Raw genomic sequence first — 21,235 nt, forward strand, 5'->3', positions numbered from 1 at the left:
CACGAACAACCTTATTATATACCATAAAGTGTTATTTTTTAAGGGGATTTCACAATTTTTATGAAAGTTTACTGATTAACGCGGGTTAAAGAACAGAAAAAGAGATGAAATAATAAGGGAAGACTATTTCATCTCTTTTTTTCTTATTCAATTTTAAATGCAGCTTGTTCTTTTTGACCTGTATACCAATCAAATTCAATTTCAAAAGAATGTTTGTCTCCTTTGATTTCATAGGAGTATTCCACTTTTAAATTGTCTGACGGGGTAATGGGGGTTGTGTGGTTTCCTTCAGTAAAGTGAAATGTCCCTTCTTCTTTAAGTTTCTTAGCAATCGTTTCAAGTGTCGTTGCAAACTCATGTAAACGCTGATGCTCTTCACGATCAATAATGACTTGAGTGACGGGCTTCTTATTATTTTCCATAAAAATCCCTCCTTTATTCTTTATCTTTATTATAAAGGAAGTAAGGGGTGTTTTTAAAGAAATATGATAAAATGAACGATAGCCCACTTCACTTAGAAGCGGGCTATCTCACTAATCAATATTTAAAATAACTGTTACAATATTTTGACTTTTTCTCGTTTAAACAATGTCATCCCTAACCTCTATGACATCCTTGTAGCTCTTTAACTACGCCAGTGCGAATAAATTTCTTCAAAACAAATTAAAATAATGTATTTAAACATTTTTCATATCTTACACAGTATATCATAGTTTTGTTTCGAATCATAATCTAAGCGTTTAGTTAAGTGTTTCTTCGTAAGCTTCGATTTGAGCGAGTGTGCGTTGGAGTTCTATTTCATTGTGAATGAAGTTCATCGAGTTACCTAAATCTTTGTGACGTTGTTCTTCAAGACGGTCAACTTCTTTTTTTGCTTCGACAATCAGCATGTTAATTTCTTTTTCTGTTTTCATTCTGAACACCTCCTGTATGATATGTTTATTATACACTCAATTATTAAAGATTGTAATTAAAAAGACTTTGAAAATGTGGTAAAAAAATGAAGAGTTGACGAAATATCACATCAATGGTAGGCTTATAGTTAATAAAATAAAGATTTGTTAGGTGAGGCTCCTATACAAACACAGGCTGCTGCTCAAAAACGTCCAGAGACGCCAATGAGTAGGACAGGACTAGTCGACTTAAGGCTTTTCCCAAGGTAGCTAAAGAATGGACATTCTTTTACGTTGTATAGTGTCAAAACTCAACGAAGTGATCCGTGTTTTTTTAACATGCCTATTTATCTCTTACGTTGGTTTTGACGTAAGAGATTTTTTTGTCTTTATTTTAAATAAAGCATACAAGGGGTGATGTTATGGAAAATTCAGATTGTTCGTGTAGGTGTTTAGGAATGGACACTGATGATCCAGCACCCGATAGAAAGTCTAGGACTTTTCGTTAGGTGAGGCTCCTATATAAACACAGGCTACTGCTCAAAAACGTCCAGAGACGCCAATGGGTAGGACAGGAATGGTCGAGTAAGGCTTTTCCCAAAGTAGCTAAAGAATAGAAATAGCTATTCTTTTACGTTATATAGTGCTAAAACTCAACGAGTTAGATGAGTTAAATGGTAATTAGATGATAATTTCTAGCGCCTTCAAAATGTTCGGCGTCCTTTTGTTCATGAATGGAGAAAAGTGCGACCGGTTATATTTATGGAGAGCGAGGGAAAAAAATGAGAATGAAAGAATTAAACAATACGCTGTCAGTTATGGATAAGCGTTATGAGTTTGCAGCAAGAAGTGAAGTAGCGCGCCTTACTAGAAAATTAGGAGGCGGTCAAAATGGATTGGCACAAGATGAGGTGGAAAATAGTCGTCGTAAATATGGGGCGAATATTTTGTCCGAATACGAAAAAGAATCTTGGGGAACAAAAGTGAGAAAAGCTTTTTTTACCCCGTTTACGATTATATTAATGGTGCTTGCGATTATCTCGTTTGTGACTGATTATTGGTTGGCAAGTGGGGCTGAAAAAGATCTAACGGCTGTTATTATTATCAGTACGATGGTAACAATCAGCGGTAGTTTGACATTGTTTCAGTCAGTTAGATCATCAAAAGCAGCGGAGAGTCTTTTATCGTTAGTTAGAGTTACGGCGACGGTCACACGTAAAGGACAAGAGAGAATAGAAGTCCCTACTGAAGAAATTGTTGTAGGTGACCGCGTTCACTTGTCTGCGGGAGATATGATTCCAGCGGATATACGGATTATAGCGGCAAAAGATTTGTTTGTTAGTCAGTCGGCTATGACGGGAGAAAGTCATCCGGTAGAAAAGACAGCTCCTGTAGATATTTCAGCGAGAGAGAGTCAAACTGATTATCAAAATATGGTGTATATGGGCAGTAACGTTGTCAGTGGTACGGCGACAGGTATTGTGGTTGCTGTTGGCGATGATACTATTTTTGGTGGAATTGCTCGGGATGTTGCTAAAACAGATGAATTGACAAGTTTTGATGTTGGCATTAGTGAAGTTTCCTGGCTTTTAATTCGTTTTATGTTAATAATGGCTCCGACAGTTATTTTAATTAACGGTCTAACAAAAGGGGATTGGGTAGAGGCGCTCTTTTTCGGATTGTCTATTGCTGTCGGATTGACACCAGAGATGTTACCAATGATTGTGACGACAAGTTTAGTCAAAGGTGCTACAAGTATGGCGAAAGAAGGAACAGTTATTAAAGATTTAAATGCCATTCAAAACTTCGGTGCTATGGATGTCCTTTGTACGGACAAAACTGGGACGTTAACACAAGATAAAATTGTATTAGAATATCACTTAGATATTAATGGACAAGAAGACGCCCGTGTTTTGCGACATGCATACCTAAACAGTTATCATCAAACAGGATTAAAGAATTTAATGGATATTGCGATTATCGATGCCGCATCGAAAGAATTAAACATTTCGTCTTTAAATCATGAAAAGGTAGATGAGATTCCATTTGACTTTGAGCGTCGACGTATGAGTGTCGTTGTGAAAGATAATCAGAATAAAGTTCAAATGATTACTAAAGGCGCGGTAGAGGAGATGTTAGAGATTTCATCTTTTGTTGAAGTCAATGGTGAAGTTAAACCACTTTCATCAGCGATTAAAGAAGAAGTTTTACGAACAGTCGATACATTAAACGAAGATGGCTTGCGTGTGGTGGCTGTGGCACAAAAGACTAATCCGCGTCCAATCGGAGAGTTTTCGATAGCAGATGAATCAGAAATGGTGTTAATTGGCTATCTTGCTTTCCTAGATCCACCAAAGGAAACGACGAAACAGGCGTTAATGGCATTAAAAGAGCATCAAGTCGGCGTTAAAGTTTTAACGGGTGATAATGAGCGAGTGACACGAGCAGTCTGTCAACAAGTAGGATTGGAAAATGAAACGATTATTAGTGGACGTGATTTACAAGAGATGTCTGCTGATAAATTTCTTGAAACGATAGAGAATCATTCGGTTTTTGTGAAACTTTCACCAGCCCAAAAAACAGATATCGTCAAAGGATTAAAAGAGAATGGACATACGGTAGGATTTTTAGGTGACGGGATAAATGATGCGCCGGCGATGAAAGCATCGGATGTTGGCATTTCAGTAGATACGGCAGTTGATATTGCGAAAGAGTCGGCAGACATTATTTTACTTGAAAAGGATTTAATGATTTTAGAAAAAGGAATTTTATCTGGTCGTGCGGTTTTTGGAAATATTATTAAGTATATTAAAATGACGGTCAGTTCAAATTTTGGGAATGTTTTTTCAGTGTTAGTCGCTAGCATATTCTTACCATTCCTGCCAATGACAGCTCTGCAACTACTCGTTCTTAACTTGATTTACGACATCTCATGCATCTCAATTCCTTGGGATAATATGGATGATGAATATTTAAAATCACCGCGTCATTGGGATGCTAAATCAATTGGTTCGTTTATGAAATGGCTCGGACCGACTAGCTCGATTTTTGATATTACGACCTATTTCTTATTATTCTATCTAATCGGACCACAAGTATTCGGGGGAAGTTATCATAGTCTATCACCTGAAAAGCAGGTCTTATTCGTTGCTTTCTTCCATGCAGGCTTATTCGTTGCTTTCTTCCATGCAGGCTTGTTCGTTGAATCATTGTGGTCACAAACATTAGTAATTCATGCATTGCGAACACCTAAGATACCATTCTTACAAAGTCGAGCTTCCTTTATCGTCATGACGATTACAACACTAGGTATTTTAATTGGTACGGTACTACCTTTTACTTCTATAGGGCAATCGGTTGGTTTAGTGCCATTAAATGCGAGTTATTTCTTCTGGTTGTTGTTAACAATTGTCGCGTATATCGCGCTGGTAACCGTTGTGAAAAATCTTTATATTCGTCGTTATCAAGAATTACTTTAATTTTATTGAAGTTATGTCTTTTGCTAATGTGCTATATTCATTGGCAAAGGCATAACTTTTTTTGTTTTAGGATTGTCTTTTAATCCGTGAACAAGGTAAACTAAGTAAAGATGTATGGAAGGAGAGATAGCATGCATGAATTATTGACAGATAAAACAATTCTGCCTTATTTAAGTAAGACACTTCCTGATTTTGCGAATGATAATTGCACGGTTGAAGAGATTGGTGACGGAAATATCAACTATGTTTTTCGAGTGACTGATAAAAATAATCAACGGCGGCTAATTGTCAAACAAGCTGACAAATTACTACGGTCGTCGGGTCGTCCATTAGATATTAAACGAGCCGTACGAGAAGGGCGTGCTTTAGAACGGTTAAATGAGGTTGTCCCTAATTATACGCCTAAGATTTATGCTGTAGATGAAGAAATGGCGATTATTATTATGGAAGATATTTCAGAGTATCGTAACTTGCGTCATGTCTTGAGTGAGTGCCAGCAACTCCCACAGTTAGCTAATGATTTGAGTGAGTTTTTAGCCGTGTCGTTAGTAAGTTCGACAGATTTAGTGATGGAGGCATCCCGAAAACAGCTAGAACAAGCTTTTTATTCAAATGTGGAGATGCGTGAAATTAGTGAAGATTTAGTGTTTACTGAACCGTATAATAATCAAAAACAACGTAATCAAATTTTTCCTGGAAATGAAGCCTTTGTCCAAAAGCATTTGTATGAGCATGAGGCATTAATCATGGAAGTTGCCTCACTTCGTTATCATTTTATGAATCACGGACAGGCACTGTTACATGGTGATTTACATTCTGGCTCCATTTTTGTATCTCAAAATGGTTTAAAGGTTATTGACCCAGAGTTTGCATTTTATGGACCAGCAGGCTATGACATTGGAAATGTGGTGGCGCATTTACTACTGGCGTTCTATCATCAATTAGCACAAGACTCAGTTTCGTTAACTTATTTATGTTGGTTACGGGAAACGATCATCTGTATTTTGGTTGAAACAGAGAATAAGATGAGTGACTATTATGAAAAAGAAGTGACCTTGTCTCTCTATCGAACCTCTCGCTTTAAGCAAGAGTGGCTAAAAGGGATTATTTGCAACACTTATGGCTATACGGGAACGGAAATGATAAGAAGAGTGGTTGGAGATACAAAAGTAGCTGAAGTCACTACGATTGAAGACAGGGAACGACGTCTAGATTTTGAGCGTGCGGTTATAACGTTATCGGAAAAGCTGATTTTAGACCGTCACACGATGACATCAGATTGGTTAAATCAGCATTTACAAAAGGAGATAGATAAGTATGAAACGAGAAGATTATAACCTACCTTTTATGCTGCGTTATGAGAATGTTGCTTGGTATGAAGATGGGAAAGTCCGTATTTTAGATCGTCGTATTTATCCTACAGAAGTTCGCTTTGTCACTTGTACGACTTATCAAGAAGTGGCCCAAGCGATTACAGATATGGTGACACAAAGTGCCGGACCTTATACAGCAGCAGGGATGGGTATGGCTCTAGCTGCGTATCAAGTAAGAGATGAAAGTGTAGTAAAACAACGTATTTTCTTAAAAGAGGCAGCCGCTACGATTGGTCATGCTAGACCGACAACGGCTAATCGCATGTTACAAATCACTCATCATGCTTTGCAAGCCGCTGAGTTGGCCTTTGAACGTGGCGCATCAGCTGAAGAAGCAATTTTTAACGAAACACTTAAATCACTTAATCGTCGCTATGCGACAATGTCACGTGTGGGGGATTATTTGTTAACAAAGATAAATGCAAATGACCATGTATTGACCCAGTGTTTTGGCGAGACAATCGTGGGCATGATGCTTCGCGGAGCGATTGAGCAGCAAAAAGTGTTTAAACTTTATACTGCTGAAACGCGACCTTATTTACAGGGAGCTCGTTTAACGGCTAGTTGTGGTGTTGACATGGGGTTTGATACTACGGTGATTACTGATAATATGGTCGGTTATGTAATGGAGTATGAAGGAATTGATTTGTTTACTTCAGCCGCCGATACGATTGCATTGGACGGCTATATAGCGAATAAGATTGGAACAAAACAAATCGCATTATTAGCGCAACATTATGACGTGCCATATTATGTCACGGGCATACCTGATGAGCATAAAAAAAGCCATCACGACATTGTCATTGAAATGCGTGACCCCCAACAGGTATTAACGTTTCAAGGGATACCGCATACCCTTAATGGAGCTAAAGCTTTATATCCGTCATTTGATATCACTTCTCCCAATTTAATTGCGGGGATTGTCACGGATAAAGGCATTTATCAAGCCACTGAGGTAGCGACTTATTTTGATACTGCGGTGCAACAGTTTTATTAGAAAGTGAGAGAAAAGATGAAGTATAGAGACGAACGACAAGAAATGGTGACATTTGGGAAGAAAATGATGGAAGAGCGTTTGACAACTGGGACGGGTGGAAATCTAAGTTTATTTATTCCAGAGGATGAGTGTTTTTTAATCAGTCCAAGCGGTGTTCCTTATCATGAAACGGAATTAGAGGATATAGTGGTTGTTGATTTAGAAGGAAAAGTCATCGACGGAAAGCGCAAACCGTCAAGTGAGATCGCCATGCATCAAATTTTTTATCAAAATAACCCAGCAGTTCGAGCGGTCGTGCACACCCATTCCGAATATGCGACGACCTTTGCTTGTCTGCGAGAATCGATTCAACCGCTTCATTACATTATCGCTTCAGTAGGAGAAGAAATTCGTTGTAGTGGCTATGAAACATACGGCACGGAAGCGTTAGCTAAAGAGGCTTATCGCACGATGCAAAAGGATACGGGGATTTTACTAGCCAATCATGGTGTTTTAACTGTTGGCGAATCACTATCAGAAGCCTTTTCAGTCGCAAAAGACATAGAGTTTGTAGCTAAACTTTACTATCGAGCACGCGCGATTGGAAAGCCAGTCATGCTTTCTACCACAGAAATCGAAGAAACGATGAAAAAATTTGGCACGTACGGACAGGGATAATCGTATTGCTAGTTATTTTTTGAAAAAAGAGTTACTATAGTATAGTAAGCATAAAAGGTCGTCAAAGGAGAGAGTAACCTATGAAAAAAGTAACATCTGTAACAGAGTTAATTGGTCATACACCGATAGTGAAGTTGAATCGTGTGGTTGGTGATGATTCGGCTGATGTTTTTGTTAAATTAGAGTTTTTTAACCCGGGCGGTAGTGTCAAAGATCGAATTGCTTTGGCGATGGTTGAAGAAGCAGAACGTAGAGGTTTATTAAAGCCGGGCTATACGATTGTAGAACCAACAAGTGGAAATACGGGGATTGGTTTATCAATGGTCGCGGCAGCAAAAGGCTATAAAATTGTTATCGTGATGCCTGATACAATGAGTAAAGAACGTCAACAATTAATGAAAGCATACGGTGCAGAGTTAATTTTAACACCTGGAGCTGAAGGGATGAAAGGTTCGATTGCTAAGGCGGAAGAAATTGCCGCTCAAGAAAATCATTTCATGCCATTACAGTTTGATAATTTAGCGAATCCGTCCATTCACGAACGCACGACGGCGCATGAAATTTTAGAAGCGATGCCTGCAAAAGAGATTGATGCCTTTGTTGCCGGTGTTGGAACGGGTGGCACGATAACAGGAGTTAGTCATATCCTAAAACAAGAAAATAGTGAGATGGCAGTGTATGCTGTAGAACCAGCAGAGTCCGAAATTTTAAGGGGTGGTGCTCACCAACCGCATAAGATACAAGGGATTGGAGCTGGCTTTGTACCAAAAGTATTAGATACAGATTCTTATGACAAAGTGTTACCTATTTCAAGTGAACGCGCTATAGAAATGACAAAACAAGTTGCGAGAAAAGAAGGATTGCTACTTGGAATCTCTTCTGGCGCAGCCATTGCAGCGGCATTAGACGTTGCGAAAGAATTAGGCAAAGGTCATCAAGTAGTCGTTTTAGCACCTGATAACGGGGAACGTTATCTTTCAACGGGTATTTTTGATGCATAAAAGATGATAGCAATCGGCTTCCTTTCTTGAAAAAAGAATGGAGGCCTTTTTCTATGGTCATCTGTGCTAACTTTCGATATACTGATTAAGATGAATTTAAAGGAAGTGTTTAGATGAAAGTAACGCAAGCTATTTTGCATGTGATTGATTTAGAATCACCGCAACTTATCTTATCAGAGAAACCTATGGATCTTAGTGAGTTAACCGTTCGTGATTATTCAGAATCATTATTAAAAAAGTTTTTTGAAAATGATTATCAGACCGGTAAGCTAGAAGAGACAACGACAGATTTACCGTTTAGCTCGCTATCTGATAACTTTATCGAAGGAAGTCATGCGATTGCTCAAGGGTTTTATGATTGTTTAGTGAAAGGTGAGGATGTGCCAAGTGGTGATTTACTCATATTTGAAGCGATGAATGATGAGGAAGACCATTTAGTAGGGGCTTTTAAATTGAATTTTAAAAAGGTACATACGCATTATATTGATTATATTGAAAATGAGATGGTAAATAACATCATTCTTAACCGTGCTGTCTTACCAAGTAGTACGAGCAAGGTAGATGAGGGAATCGTGATGAATTTGACTAATCAAACCCTTTCAATGGTTGGTAAGTCTTATAAATTTGACGGTAAAAAAACTGCGTATATGAGTCAGATTCTTTTTCAAATTGAGCCAACGCCGTCGATGGCCGATAATATAAAAATTGTAAAAAAAGCTGTTAAAGATGTTTCTACGCGGTACAACGAAGAGTTGCATGAAAGTTTTGCGAATGTTCAGCAAGCTATTTATGAAAGTATCGAAGAAGAAGGGAAAATTGATAACCAACGTATAGCCGAACATGTTTTTAAAGATAACTTTAGTGCCAAAGAAGAGTATCTAGAACAAGTCACACGCACGGCTTTTACAGAGGATATTCCAGTGAATGTACCAAAATATGAGAAAAAATATCGCATGCAAAAGTTCAAGTTAGCGAATGGGATTGAACTAGCTATTCCAATGGATGTTTATCAAAATAAAGAGTTTGTTGAATTTATTAATAATCCAGACGGCACGATTTCTGTTATGATAAAAAATATTGATGAAATAAAAAACAAGTTTTCATAATCAAAAACAGTGTAAAATCGCCTTTTGGTTGAAAAGGAAATGAAAACGTGCTATTATAGTAGAAGAATGATACCGGAAGAAAGAGTGAGCGTGCCGAACGCTCACTCTTTTTAATGGCTAAATTACTGATATGAAGGAGGTTTGACAGTGAGTGCAGTAGTAGATACCGTCACTGGTGTGGTAACACCGATATTAGATCGTGAAGGCTTTGAACTCGTCGATATTGAGTTTGTAAAAGAGGGTAAGAATTGGTTTCTTAGAGTGTTTATTGATAAAGAAAATGGGATTGATATTGAAGAATGTGCCCTTGTCAGTGAGCAGTTAAGCGAGGCAATGGATGCGTTAGATCCAGATCCAATCCCGCAAGCATACTTCCTAGAGGTATCATCTCCCGGAGCAGAACGTCCATTGAAAAAAGAAGCAGACTATGAAGCGGCAATGAATCAATATATTCACCTATCATTGTATTCAATGGTTGAGGGCAATAAACAATATGAGGGATACTTAACATCCTTAACAGACGATGAGCTTGTTTTAACAGTCAAGATTAAAACAAGAAGAAAAGAAATGACATTTTTACGAAAAAATATTGCCAAAGCACGATTAGCGATCGAGTTTTAAGACAATGACGGAGGAAAAAGAATCATGAGTAAAGACATGTTAAATGCATTAGAAGCGCTTGAAATGGAAAAAGGCATTTCTAAAGAAATTGTCATTGATGCGTTAGAAGCAGCACTTGTTTCTGCTTATAAGCGTCACTATGGTCAAGCTCAAAATGTGGAAGTAGAATTTGATAACAAAAAAGGGAACATCCATGTTTATTCTGTAAAAGAAGTAACAGAAGAAGTCATGGACTCACAATTAGAAGTTGCTTTGACGGATGCGCTAGCAATTAATCCTGCTTACGAGTTAGGAGACACAATACGTTTTGAAGTCACACCAAAAGATTTCGGTCGTATTGCTGCTCAGACAGCTAAACAAGTCATCTTACAGCGTGTAAGAGAAGCGGAAAGAACGATTATTTATGAAGAGTTCAGCGCCTATGAAAATGAGATTATGCAAGGAATTGTCGAGCGACAAGATCATCGTTATATTTATGTAAATCTTGGGAAAATCGAAGCAGTATTATCACGACAAGACCAAATACCAAATGAAGTGTATCAACCGCATGACCGTATTAAAGTGTATGTGTCAAAAGTTGAAAATACATCAAAAGGACCTCAAGTCTTTGTTAGTCGTAGTCATCCAGACTTATTAAAGCGACTATTTGAACAAGAGATACCAGAAGTGTATGATGGAGTAGTAGAGATTGTCAGCATTTCTCGTGAAGCAGGTGACCGTTCAAAAGTTGCCGTACGTTCTCAAGATAGTAACATTGACCCAGTTGGCACGTGTGTAGGACCTAAAGGCCAACGTGTACAAGCGATTGTAAATGAGTTGAAAGGCGAAAATATGGATATTGTGGAGTGGAATGAAGATCCCGCTGTATTTATTGCTAACGCCTTAAATCCTGCTCAAGTTATTGATGTTATTTTCTCAGAAAATGATCGCTCATGTACGGTAGTTGTACCAGATTATCAATTGTCATTAGCGATTGGTAAACGTGGTCAAAATGCACGTCTAGCGGCTAAACTAACGAATTATAAGATTGATATCAAATCAGAAAGCGATATGGCTGAACTTCTAGAACAACAGGCACAAGAAGAGACAGTTGAAATTCTCGAAGACACAGATGTGCCAGCAGAATTAGAAGTGCCTGAAATCGACCAAACGTCTGATATTTTGACAGTGGATGAAAGTTTAGAAGTTGCTGCAGAAGATGTCGAAGAATAATTAAGGAGGCCAACGTTATGAAAACACGTAAAATACCTCTAAGAAGATGTGTCGTATCAAACGAAATGAAACCAAAAAAAGAGATGATTCGCGTAGTTCGTTCTAAAGAAGGGGAAGTCTCAATTGACCCTTCAGGCAAAAAGCCCGGTCGTGGCGCCTATGTCTCGATTGACCCAGCTGTTGTTGAAAAAGGATGGGAGCAAGACACGTTGTCTAAAACGTTAAAAGTGAGTTTGACGGATGATTTTTATCAAGAGTTATTAGATTATGTCAAGCATCAAAAAGCAAGACAGGAACTTTTCGGCAAATGATGAACAATGAAAAAGCATTAAATTTATTAGGCTTGGCAACGCGGGCAGGTAAAATGATTTCTGGCGAGGAACTCGTTTTACAAAGTGTGCGTTCAAAAAAAGCCAAACTCGTGATTATCTCAACTGACGCGAGTGACAATACACGCAAAAAACTCCTTGATAAGTGTGCATATTATCAAGTACCTTGTATCACACAATTTACGCACGGTGAACTCAGTCATGCGATTGGAAAGGACCGTAAAAGTTGTGCCATACAAGATGCTGGCTTTGCGACAAAATTACAGGAGTTAATACAAAGTTAGGAAGGTGATTGTATGGGTAAAAAGAGAATTTATGAAATAGCCAAAGAAATCGAACAATCAAGTAAGGCGGTTGTAGAAAAAGCTAAATCACTTGGTATCGAGGTTAAAAATCATATGGGCTCTGTCGATCATGATCAAGCGAATAAGATTAAAGCAGCTTTTTCAACTAAGAAAAACGATAAGCAATCAGGATCACCCCAACCCAAAAAACAGGCCCAGCAGAATTCGCGACCAGCATCACAAAAAGGGGATGCTTCGAAAAAAGGAAATCATCCTTCACAAGCAGCACGTCAAAATCAAAGTCAAGGAAAACAAACGACCAATCAAAATAAAGCAAAAAATAAACCAGCACAGGGGAATCATATGACTAAACAAAACGATACGAAGAAAGCAGATAATTCCTCTCAAGGATTTAAAGGCTCAAAAGGACCACAACAAGGAAATCGTCAACGTCAAAACAACTTTGGTGGTAACCAAAACCGCAATAAATTTAACAAGCGTGGGAAAAAAGGCAAACGTCAACAAACATCTAACAAGCCAGCTGTTCCACCACGTAAATTTAGAGAGTTACCTGAAGTGTTAGTTTACACGGAAGGAATGTCGGTTGCCGATATTTCTAAAAAGATTCATCGTGATGCAGCTGAGATTATTAAAAAGCTGTTAATGCTAGGAGTTATGGCAAATCAAAACCAAGCTTTAGATAAAGATACGATTGAGTTACTTGCAGCGGACTATGGTATGGATGCTGAAGAAAAAGTAGAAGTAGACGTAGCTGATATTGATAAATTCTTCGAACCAGAAGCATTGAACGAAGATAAATTAGTGACACGTCCTCCAGTTGTAACGATTATGGGGCACGTTGACCACGGTAAAACAACGTTACTAGATACTTTACGTCATACGAAAGTCTCTTTAGGTGAAGCAGGTGGGATTACGCAGCATATCGGTGCGTATCAAATCGATGTTGACGGCAAGCCTATTACTTTCTTAGATACACCAGGGCATGCGGCGTTTACGTCTATGCGTGCGCGTGGAGCAAGTATTACAGATATTACTATTTTAGTTGTTGCAGCGGATGACGGTGTGATGCCACAAACAATTGAAGCTATTAACCATGCGAAAGCAGCGGATGTGCCGATTATTGTAGCGGTAAACAAGATTGATAAACCAACAGCTAACCCTGACCGTGTCATGCAAGAACTAAGTGAACATGGCTTAATTCCTGAAGACTGGGGCGGCGATACAATCTTTGTACCTATTTCTGCTAAGTTTGGAGAAAACATTGAAGATTTATTAGAAATGGTTCTACTTGTAGCAGAGGTTCAAGAGCTTAAAGCTGACCCAACACAACAAGCTATTGGTAGTGTGATTGAAGCACGTTTAGATAAAGGTAAAGGGGTAGTGGCGACATTACTTGTCCAACAAGGAACACTTCATGTAGGAGACCCAATTGTGGTAGGAAATACTTTTGGTCGTGTTCGTGTTATGACAAATGACATTGGTCGACGTGAGAAGGAAGTTGGACCAGCAACACCGGTTGAGATTACCGGATTAAATGAAGTTCCTCAAGCGGGAGACCGTTTTGTGACATTTGCTGATGAAAAAACAGCACGTCAAGCAGGTGAAGAAAGAGCGAAAAGAGCTCAATTGGAACAACGTGCAGCGACGAGCTTGGTAACATTGGATAACCTTTTTGAAAGCTTAAAAGAAGGTCAGTTAAAAGAAGTAAATGTTATTATTAAAGCGGACGTACAAGGTTCAGCAGAAGCTCTAGCAGCAAGTTTAAACAAAATTGATGTAGAAGGCGTACGCGTGAAAATCGTTCACTCAGCAGTTGGCGCGATTAATGAAAGTGATATTACGCTAGCAGCCGCAAGTAATGCGATTATTATCGGCTTTAACGTTCGTGCGACACCTCAAGCTAAAGCACAAGCAGATACAGAAAAAGTAGACATTCGTTTACATCGTGTTATTTATAAAGCATTAGAAGAGATTGAAACAGCGATGAAAGGGATGCTTGACCCTGAATTCGAAGAAAAAATCACAGGTCAAATGGTCGTACGTGAAACATATAAAGTTTCAAAAGTGGGAACGATTGCAGGTTGTTACGTAACAGAAGGCTCTATCAAACGTGATAGTGGCGTACGTGTGATTCGTGATAACATCGTTATATTTGAAGGAAATCTAGCTAGCTTGAAACGTTTTAAAGATGACGTAAAAGAAGTCAAACTAGGTTATGAATGTGGTGCCATGATTGAAAACTACAATGACTTGCGTGTGGACGATGTCATTGAAGGATTTGTTATGGAAGAAATCAAAGTAAAATAAAGTTAAACTAAGGAGCGTGACAGAGTTATGGTAAAATATCGAGACCGTCGAGTCGCTCAAGAAATATTAAAAGAAGTGAATGATATCTTGCACAAAAAAGTGCGAGATCCCCGTGTTGAAGGGGCGACTATTACTGAAGTCGACGTTACGGGTGATTTACAACAAGCTACGATTTATTACAGCACACTGGCTGACAATCCTGAAACATTTGATGAAGTCCAAAAAGGATTTGAAAAAGCTAGTGGTTTAATTAGAAAAGAATTAGGTCATCGTTTAAGTATTTATAAAACACCAGAACTATTCTTTCAACGTGACGAATCAGTAGCGTATGGTAATCGTATTGATGAACTTTTGCGTGAAATGAAAAACAAACGCTAGATAAAGACTTTTTAATAATCTGTTAAGCCCCCAATTTTCGTTTGAGACGAAAATTGGGGGCTTTTTATGTTTCAGGTTAGCAGGTTTTTAGGTGATATTTGATTAAAAGTCATTATGATGTTTTGTCCATTTCAGGACAAAACATCATAATCGTTTCGGATATTTTTCGTTATAATTATTTTATAAGAAACGTTCATAACAGTTGTTGTAAGCGGTTTAAATAACGAAGACAAGGAGGAAGCCGATGGAAAAAAATAGTCTAAAACAAGTGCTTATTTTGATAGTTTCTATGGTTTTTATGTTTATTTTTCAACCGTTAGTTATCCAGTCTGTGGATACCAGTCAGTATCCTCGCTACCCAGAAAATTTAAAACCGTTAGATATTGGACATCTTTTCAATTTTTGTCCAAATAGTATTTATCATACCAACATAGATGGATTAAATTATTTGATCGATTTAACGGGACCAGAAGAGGAGGGTTTCCCTGATGGACGATTCTCTTGTCAGGTGTGGAGTAAGACACAGATTGATTTGAGTGAACCGTTCATTCTAGAGTTTTATGGTTACTTTGGTGATACAAAGAAACCGGGTACAGTTGCTGATGGCTTAGCTCTTACCTTTAGAAATGGTGGGGAGAGACATGCAGGCTATCGGGGAGCAGGTATGGGTGTGTACGGTGATGGTGGCAAACAAGGAACGTGGCAGACAGATCGTTTAGGGAAGGCCCATACTCTAGAGTTTGATACATATTATAATACAATTGGTAATCATCACAGTGGTGTAGGGGATCACGATGCTGATCTTACAAATTTTCGAACACAAGATAACAAAAATCATGTGGGACACATTGCGTTTAGAACCAGTGGTACAGACTGTAGATTGAGCAAACACGTAGTCTTAAAAGAGGGGGCAGCTAATAATCCTATTGCGAATGGTACATGGCGTAAAATATTCTATTGCTGGGATCCCAAAGGAAATAACGGGAGTGGCGTGATTACCTTTAAACTTGATAATGAAGCGCCTGTTGAAATCAATCACAATATACGAATAGATCTAGAAGATTGTCAAAATGTTTATTGGGGGCTGACAGCGAGTACCTCTCCTACTTCAGCATTTGGTGGAGTGTCTCAGGGAGTAGTTTTTGAAGATGTTTTTTTTGGTGATCGTCAGTTTCAGATTAAAAAAGTAAACAGTGCGGGTATTGCATTGCCCGGTGCGATCTTTGATATTAAAGATAATGACCAAAATGTGATACACGAAGGCCTAACTACAGATGCTAATGGCGAAATAACCGTTGATTTGCCAATTGGAAGATACACATTGATTGAGACGAGACCGCCAGATGGCTACAAATTGTCTGATAAAAAATGGAAGCTAGAAGTAGATGAAGGCGGAAATTGTAAAATAGATGATGAAGAGATCATGTTAGCTAATGGTGTCTGTGTCCTCGAAATTGTTAACGAATTAAGTCCATATGAATTGATTTTAAAGAAAGAAACAGCAGAAGGAGAGGCTTTAGCCGGTGCACAATTTAAATTGACTTCTGAAGATGGAACGTATGAAAAAGAATTACCAGAGAATCCAGAGGAAGAAACGGCTATTTTTACGTTTGAAGAGTTAAAGATTGGAACATATTTATTAGAAGAACTCAAAGCACCTAAAGGGTATGAGAAGAATGATATCCCCATTAATATGACGATTCATCCCGATGGTACAGTAGAGATGGGTGTGAAAGAGTTTACGGTGGAATTGGGTGAAAAGAATGAAGTGAATAAGATTCAGGCCTCTATTGACAATCATCTGAAACCTTATACGCTGACGTTTTGTAAAGAAGATTCAGAAGGAAACGCGTTAAAAGGTGCGGTGTTTCAACTGAAAAAAAAGGATAGCTCAGAAGGCGACTATAACGTAACTTTACCTAAAAATCATCCAGAAGAAGCCCTAGCGTGTTTTGAATTTCCATCAGTGCCTCCAGGAGAGTATGAGTTAATTGAAAAGAGCGCACCAACAGGCTATCAAAAATTGAAAGAGCCATATAAAATTAAGATACTAGAAAATGGCAGTATTACCATTAATGAGGAAAAATTTGAAGGTACTTTAAACGAAGAAGAAGACCTTAATACGTTTAAGTTTCCAGATAGTATAAAAAATCAATTGAAAATGTTTGATTTTAAGCTAAACAAACAAGATGAAAACGGAGCAGCGTTAAAAGGCGCACAATTTCGGTTGAAAAATGATGAGAGTGGTGCTGAGCAGTTGATACCGTCAGATAAAGACTCTCCAACAGCAACCTTTTATTTTAAAAATTTATTACCAGGAAGTTATCAACTAGAAGAAGTTGAAGCACCTAATGGGTATACTAAATTGTCAAAACCGCTGACACTAACGATTAAATCTAATGGCGACGTTACTCTTGATGATCAACCATTAGAAATAGAGTTAAAGGAAGATGAAACAAACAATCTTATCGAGTATAGCCTGAAAAATGAACGCTTAAAGAGCGAGCTTATATTCATTAAAGTGAACGAGCGAGATGAATCATTAGAAGGTGTTGAATTTGACTTATATGGCTGCTCTAACAGTGAGTCGGATCATCAACATGCCGAGTTTGAAAAAGAAGCTGTGTTGGATTGTTGGCAGTTGATTAGGCATGCTACAAGTCAAGAGCAAGGTGAGGTACGTTTTGAAGCTGTCACGAAAGGAACGTATTATTTAGTAGAAAGAAAAACAAAAACTGGGTATCTCCTACCGGTTGGTTTTTGGGAAATTGATTTGACGCCTGCGGCAGATAATAAAATGGAAGAAATGAGTATAACAGGTTATGGTGCCGTGTTGCCACCAGCGTTTAAAGCAGGCGATGAGGATGAGCTACTACGCTTGCCTAATTATGTCATCCCTGTTTTACCAGCAGCCGGTTCTAATCGGCTACTGATACAGATTACATTGGGGATTTGTTTGATCGGTACGGGTATCATGTTAAGAATTTGGAGTCTATTTAGCAAAGGAACTGAACAAGCTAAATAACTTTAAAATAAAAATAATGAAAAGGAGCTAAGACAATGAAAAAACTATTATGTACACTTATGGGAGTCGTTTTCGGTAGTTTGTTAATAAGTAGCGGATGTCAGCCAGTTCAAGCGAAAGAAACAGTGGCATCAGTACCACCAAAACAAGGGAATTTGTATATTCATAAATATTACTTAGAAGATTTAGAGTTGGCAGGTGATCCGAATGACGGTAATGTTATCGAGGAAAACGACCTTCCGGAGGGTGCGAAAGCACTACCTGGAATTGAATTTAAATTATTTAAAGTTGAGCCCAATAAAGGTCGCTACCCAGAAGGAATCAATATGACGGTTGATTCTGCTAACAAGACTTTAACAGATGAAGGTGTAGAATATAAAATTGCAGTAGCAAATACTTCAAGTGTTACTACCAATGAGGATGGTATAGCTTCAGCAAAAAATTTAGAACAAGGTGTTTATGTTGTGAAAGAAATGCCTAGTGAGCCTATTAACGTTGAAGGTGAGGAGATAGATGTTGATCCCCATAAACCTTTTATCGTACATGTTCCTATGACAAATCCTGATGGAAATGGTTGGTTAACTGATGTTCATGTTTATCCTAAAAATGAAGGTTTAGTATTAGAAAAAATTACAGAGTCTGAATTATCGGTCAACATCGGAGATACTGTCTCTTACCGAATTAATAATAAGGTGCCAGCTGGTGTTTATAACGAAGATACCGATATTAACAAAAAAATTAGTTATGCGATTGTCGATGAATTAGATGCTGCGTTAACATTTAATGAAGAGACACTTAAAGTCTATCGTACCGATACAAAAAATGGAGATGTGACCACTTTAGAAGCTTTGGTTGAAAACACTGATTATACAGTAGAGAGGAACCCAGATTTTAAGGTGATTTTTACAGCTGAAGGGCGTCGGAAAATCTCTGAGAAAAAATTCATAGTGATTACCTTTGATGCGGTTGTGAATGAGAACTTATTAAATAAAGAGATCACGCAAGTTGGAAATAAAGCGAATGTCGAGTTTACGAATAAAAACGGTCAAGAGTTAGAGAAAGAAACGGAACCAGTAATTGTTCATACTGGAAATATTAAGATAAACAAAATAAGTGCACGTGATAGCTCAGCTTTGAACGGAGCAGTGTTCCAGATTGCCTCTTCTGAAGAAAATGCGAAAAATGGACACTTTTTGAAAAAAGGAAAAGATGGAGAAATTATTGATGCTGATGAAACAGGCTATGACACTGCGTCTGTTTGGAAAGAAACAACGAATGAAGCAAACGGAGTGGCAACATTCAAAGGATTAAAAGAATATACGGCAACTGTTACGAATGGTGTAGAGAGTGACAAAACATACTTGTCTTATTGGTTAGTGGAGGTCGAAGCTCCTGAAGGGTACCATCTTTTAGATGCTCCGGTACAAGTAACGTTTGATAAGGACGTAATTGATAACATACTTGAAATAACCATAAAAAATAGCAAAAAAGGGTTACTACCAAAAACAGGCAGTGTGACGAGTTTATTACTTTCAATTGTGGGTATTATGATCATTGGTGGGGGCGTCATTCATTTGATGGTCAATAATAAAAAAGTAGAGAGTGACTAACAGACCACGTTCATTGTCTCATGTATTAGTTGGCGTCAGTGCCATTGAGAGGAGGTCATGTTGTGAAACGTCATTTTTTGAGTGGATTGATCATCTTGATTGGTTGCGTGATGCTTATCTATCCTAAAATTAGCCAGAATCTCTATAATAATAAGATGGAAAGTCAAATTCAGAACCATGAAAAAACAGTATCGACTTTAGCAAAAAAAAGTATAAAGGCAGAATGGAAAAAAGCAATCACGTATAATGAAACCCTGCAAGGGAATCCTGTTCATGACCCCTTTGTTGAAGGGAGTGGTCGTGCTCTTCCTGATAATTACGAAGCCGTACTGAATTTTCCTGATCATGTGATGGCTACAGTCGAGATACCTAAGCTCTCTCTAGCTTTACCTATATATCATGGTACAAGTGAGTCTGTTTTACAAAAAGGTATCGGTCATATGGAAGGAACCTCTCTTCCTATCGGAGGGAAAAACTCTCACAGTGTCATTACGGGACATACTGGTTTAGCTCATTCAGAAATGTTTACCAATCTCACAGAACTGGTTAAAGGGGATCTCTTTATTATTTCCGTACTGGATCAAAAATTAGCCTATCAGGTGGACCAAATTTCGGTCGTGTTACCAAATGAATTAGAAAAGATTAAACTGTTTGATCAGCTTGATATGGTGACGTTATTAACTTGTACGCCATTTGGTGTCAATTCGCATCGTTTATTGGTAAGAGGCGTTCGGACACCTTATAAGGAACAAGATATTCAAAAGATTCAACCAGTGAAAGCGATTAGTTCGGCCGATAAAAGGCTGTTTACAGCAATGTTAGTGACGAGTATCGTCGTATTACTTGTGATCCTCGTAGTCGCTATCAGGTTACATAAGCAACGAGCAAAAAAATAATGGTAGTATGCACCAGCCAGAGAGACTGCTCCTGATGAATCGGGAGCAGTTTTTTGGCGTAAAGGTTAACGAACATTTGAGATTTATGCTATACTAAACTAGTTATTTCAGATAAAGAGGTGCGAAAATGGATGGAATTATAGCGTTATGGAAAGAACGCGGCATGACGAGTCATGATTGCGTCTTCAAATTAAGAAAAATTTTGCAGACAAAAAAAATCGGACATGGCGGGACGTTAGACCCAGATGTTGACGGTGTTTTACCGATTGCGGTTGGGAAAGGCACGAAAACTATTGAATATTTGCAAACACATGATAAACAATATACAGGTGAAATAACATTAGGATATAGTACAACGACAGAAGATATCAGCGGAGATGTAGTTGATATCACACCGATTTTAGCACCTATTTCGGAAGAAGAAGTCGATAGTGTTATGGCGTCATTTATTGGAACGATTACGCAAGTTCCACCGATGTATTCGGCAGTACGTGTGAACGGTAAACGTCTTTACGAGTATGCTCGTGAGGGTTTATCAGTCGAACGACCCCAACGTCAAACGACGATTTCTTGTTTTGAGCGAATTACACCACTTTCTTATAATGAAGAAAAACAAACAGTTTCTTGGCGCTTTAACGTCACGTGTAGTAAAGGGACGTATGTGCGCACGCTCGCCGTTGATACGGGAAAAGCGTTAGGAGTAGCTGCTCATATGTCAGATTTAACCCGATTGGCAAGTGGTGGCTTGACAGCTGATAAAAGTTATCGTTTACAAGATATTCAAGCGATGATGGAGCAAAATGACAGCACTTTTTTACTACCAATAGAATTGGCCTTTGAGCAATTTCAACGTCTTGACTTAACAAGTGAGCGCTATGAAGATGTTCGCAACGGTCGTTTTCTAGCAGTCTCAGAATACCCCTCTATCTCGTTAGACGCAGTGGTGGCTTGTTATTATCATGAACGAATAGTAGCTATTTATCAACAACATCCAACTAAACCTGCTTGGCTTAAGCCGGTGAAAGTGTTAAGAATCAATGAATAAG

General features: G+C 38.3%; 17 protein-coding genes, 2 pseudogenes and 2 riboswitches. Of the genes and pseudogenes, 17 read left to right on the top strand and 2 right to left on the bottom strand.

The genetic code is table 11. From position 1 onward, the window contains the following. Nucleotides 1-143: 143 nt before the first annotated feature. Nucleotides 144-422 carry an amphi-Trp domain-containing protein gene (locus M2919_RS01290; protein WP_126761682.1) on the bottom strand — a complete coding sequence of 93 codons (279 nt, stop codon included), beginning with the start codon at nucleotides 420-422 and terminating at the stop codon, nucleotides 144-146. A 318-nt stretch (nucleotides 423-740) separates the two neighbouring features. Next, nucleotides 741-914 (bottom strand): hypothetical protein, encoded by a 174-nt coding sequence (locus tag M2919_RS01295; protein ID WP_023606153.1) that lies wholly within the window; start codon nucleotides 912-914, stop codon nucleotides 741-743. Nucleotides 915-1,050: 136 nt separating this feature from the next. Then, nucleotides 1,051-1,223, top strand: a riboswitch (M-box (ykoK) riboswitch). Between the two features lie 164 nt (nucleotides 1,224-1,387). Next, nucleotides 1,388-1,565: riboswitch (M-box (ykoK) riboswitch) on the top strand. A 116-nt stretch (nucleotides 1,566-1,681) separates the two neighbouring features. On the opposite strand from M2919_RS01295, the gene mgtA reads away from it, so the two are divergent. The 17 genes and pseudogenes from mgtA to truB all read left to right on the top strand — a co-directional run bounded on the left by mgtA (nucleotide 1,682) and on the right by truB (nucleotide 21,234). Further along, the gene (mgtA, locus tag M2919_RS01300) at nucleotides 1,682-4,372 is read left to right on the top strand and encodes a magnesium-translocating P-type ATPase (protein WP_248848985.1); all 2,691 of its coding nucleotides are present in this window, start codon (nucleotides 1,682-1,684) and stop codon (nucleotides 4,370-4,372) included. A 131-nt stretch (nucleotides 4,373-4,503) separates the two neighbouring features. Further along, nucleotides 4,504-5,709 carry an S-methyl-5-thioribose kinase gene (mtnK, locus tag M2919_RS01305; protein WP_248848986.1) on the top strand — a complete coding sequence of 402 codons (1,206 nt, stop codon included), beginning with the start codon at nucleotides 4,504-4,506 and terminating at the stop codon, nucleotides 5,707-5,709. Then, nucleotides 5,690-6,742 (top strand): s-methyl-5-thioribose-1-phosphate isomerase, encoded by a 1,053-nt coding sequence (locus tag M2919_RS01310; RefSeq protein ID WP_248848987.1) that lies wholly within the window; start codon nucleotides 5,690-5,692, stop codon nucleotides 6,740-6,742. The genes mtnK and M2919_RS01310 overlap by 20 nt, the downstream gene beginning before the upstream one ends. Before the next feature lie 15 nt (nucleotides 6,743-6,757). Beyond that, nucleotides 6,758-7,399, top strand: coding sequence for an L-fuculose-phosphate aldolase (locus tag M2919_RS01315; protein ID WP_248848988.1), 642 nt, complete (start codon nucleotides 6,758-6,760; stop codon nucleotides 7,397-7,399). Nucleotides 7,400-7,479: 80 nt separating this feature from the next. Beyond that, nucleotides 7,480-8,400, top strand: coding sequence for a cysteine synthase A (cysK, locus tag M2919_RS01320; RefSeq protein ID WP_248848989.1), 921 nt, complete (start codon nucleotides 7,480-7,482; stop codon nucleotides 8,398-8,400). Between the two features lie 113 nt (nucleotides 8,401-8,513). Next, nucleotides 8,514-9,506 (top strand): nucleoid-associated protein, encoded by a 993-nt coding sequence (locus M2919_RS01325; RefSeq protein ID WP_248848990.1) that lies wholly within the window; start codon nucleotides 8,514-8,516, stop codon nucleotides 9,504-9,506. 147 nt (nucleotides 9,507-9,653) lie between these two features. Continuing rightward, entirely contained in the window at nucleotides 9,654-10,127 is a 474-nt protein-coding gene (gene rimP, locus M2919_RS01330) for a ribosome maturation factor RimP (protein WP_126761697.1), read from the top strand. Nucleotides 10,128-10,151: 24 nt separating this feature from the next. Then, nucleotides 10,152-11,339 (top strand): transcription termination factor NusA, encoded by a 1,188-nt coding sequence (gene nusA, locus M2919_RS01335; RefSeq protein WP_248848991.1) that lies wholly within the window; start codon nucleotides 10,152-10,154, stop codon nucleotides 11,337-11,339. 17 nt (nucleotides 11,340-11,356) lie between these two features. Further along, nucleotides 11,357-11,650: an RNase P modulator RnpM gene (gene rnpM, locus M2919_RS01340; protein ID WP_023606161.1), complete on the top strand. Its 294-nt coding sequence runs from the start codon at nucleotides 11,357-11,359 to the stop codon at nucleotides 11,648-11,650. Further along, nucleotides 11,650-11,952, top strand: coding sequence for a YlxQ-related RNA-binding protein (locus M2919_RS01345; protein ID WP_222319186.1), 303 nt, complete (start codon nucleotides 11,650-11,652; stop codon nucleotides 11,950-11,952). Before rnpM ends, M2919_RS01345 begins: the two co-directional genes overlap by 1 nt. A gap of 12 nt (nucleotides 11,953-11,964) precedes the next feature. Continuing rightward, nucleotides 11,965-12,076: pseudogene (locus M2919_RS10085) on the top strand (translation initiation factor IF-2 N-terminal domain-containing protein); the annotation flags it as partial. Between the two features lie 347 nt (nucleotides 12,077-12,423). Further along, a pseudogene (gene infB, locus M2919_RS01350) lies at nucleotides 12,424-14,280 on the top strand (translation initiation factor IF-2); the annotation flags it as partial. A 27-nt stretch (nucleotides 14,281-14,307) separates the two neighbouring features. Beyond that, nucleotides 14,308-14,658, top strand: coding sequence for a 30S ribosome-binding factor RbfA (rbfA, locus tag M2919_RS01355; protein ID WP_248848992.1), 351 nt, complete (start codon nucleotides 14,308-14,310; stop codon nucleotides 14,656-14,658). 244 nt (nucleotides 14,659-14,902) lie between these two features. Beyond that, nucleotides 14,903-17,683 (top strand): SpaA isopeptide-forming pilin-related protein, encoded by a 2,781-nt coding sequence (locus tag M2919_RS01360; protein ID WP_248848993.1) that lies wholly within the window; start codon nucleotides 14,903-14,905, stop codon nucleotides 17,681-17,683. A gap of 35 nt (nucleotides 17,684-17,718) precedes the next feature. Continuing rightward, entirely contained in the window at nucleotides 17,719-19,293 is a 1,575-nt protein-coding gene (locus M2919_RS01365; RefSeq protein ID WP_248848994.1) for a SpaH/EbpB family LPXTG-anchored major pilin, read from the top strand. 62 nt (nucleotides 19,294-19,355) lie between these two features. Next, a complete protein-coding gene (locus tag M2919_RS01370; RefSeq protein ID WP_248848995.1) occupies nucleotides 19,356-20,189 on the top strand; it encodes a class C sortase in 834 nt (277 codons plus the stop codon). A 127-nt stretch (nucleotides 20,190-20,316) separates the two neighbouring features. Beyond that, nucleotides 20,317-21,234: a tRNA pseudouridine(55) synthase TruB gene (gene truB, locus M2919_RS01375; RefSeq protein WP_248848996.1), complete on the top strand. Its 918-nt coding sequence runs from the start codon at nucleotides 20,317-20,319 to the stop codon at nucleotides 21,232-21,234. The last annotated feature ends 1 nt before the right edge of the window (nucleotide 21,235 follow it).

Origin of the sequence: Vagococcus lutrae, assembly GCF_023299185.1 — a bacterium.
In the GTDB taxonomy this organism is placed as follows: Bacteria; Bacillota; Bacilli; order Lactobacillales; family Vagococcaceae; genus Vagococcus_A; species Vagococcus_A lutrae.

What these genes read in the sequence shown, in the direction of transcription:
- M2919_RS01290 (WP_126761682.1), bottom strand. Translation starts at nt 422, where the DNA reads ATGGAAAATAATAAGAAGCCCGTCACTCAAGTCATTATTGATCGTGAA.
- M2919_RS01295 (WP_023606153.1), bottom strand. Translation starts at nt 914, where the DNA reads ATGAAAACAGAAAAAGAAATTAACATGCTGATTGTCGAAGCAAAAAAA.
- mgtA (WP_248848985.1), top strand. Translation starts at nt 1,682, where the DNA reads ATGAAAGAATTAAACAATACGCTGTCAGTTATGGATAAGCGTTATGAG.
- mtnK (WP_248848986.1), top strand. Translation starts at nt 4,504, where the DNA reads ATGCATGAATTATTGACAGATAAAACAATTCTGCCTTATTTAAGTAAG.
- M2919_RS01310 (WP_248848987.1), top strand. Translation starts at nt 5,690, where the DNA reads ATGAAACGAGAAGATTATAACCTACCTTTTATGCTGCGTTATGAGAAT.
- M2919_RS01315 (WP_248848988.1), top strand. Translation starts at nt 6,758, where the DNA reads ATGAAGTATAGAGACGAACGACAAGAAATGGTGACATTTGGGAAGAAA.
- cysK (WP_248848989.1), top strand. Translation starts at nt 7,480, where the DNA reads ATGAAAAAAGTAACATCTGTAACAGAGTTAATTGGTCATACACCGATA.
- M2919_RS01325 (WP_248848990.1), top strand. Translation starts at nt 8,514, where the DNA reads ATGAAAGTAACGCAAGCTATTTTGCATGTGATTGATTTAGAATCACCG.
- nusA (WP_248848991.1), top strand. Translation starts at nt 10,152, where the DNA reads ATGAGTAAAGACATGTTAAATGCATTAGAAGCGCTTGAAATGGAAAAA.
- rnpM (WP_023606161.1), top strand. Translation starts at nt 11,357, where the DNA reads ATGAAAACACGTAAAATACCTCTAAGAAGATGTGTCGTATCAAACGAA.
- M2919_RS01345 (WP_222319186.1), top strand. Translation starts at nt 11,650, where the DNA reads ATGAACAATGAAAAAGCATTAAATTTATTAGGCTTGGCAACGCGGGCA.
- rbfA (WP_248848992.1), top strand. Translation starts at nt 14,308, where the DNA reads ATGGTAAAATATCGAGACCGTCGAGTCGCTCAAGAAATATTAAAAGAA.
- M2919_RS01360 (WP_248848993.1), top strand. Translation starts at nt 14,903, where the DNA reads ATGGAAAAAAATAGTCTAAAACAAGTGCTTATTTTGATAGTTTCTATG.
- M2919_RS01365 (WP_248848994.1), top strand. Translation starts at nt 17,719, where the DNA reads ATGAAAAAACTATTATGTACACTTATGGGAGTCGTTTTCGGTAGTTTG.
- truB (WP_248848996.1), top strand. Translation starts at nt 20,317, where the DNA reads ATGGATGGAATTATAGCGTTATGGAAAGAACGCGGCATGACGAGTCAT.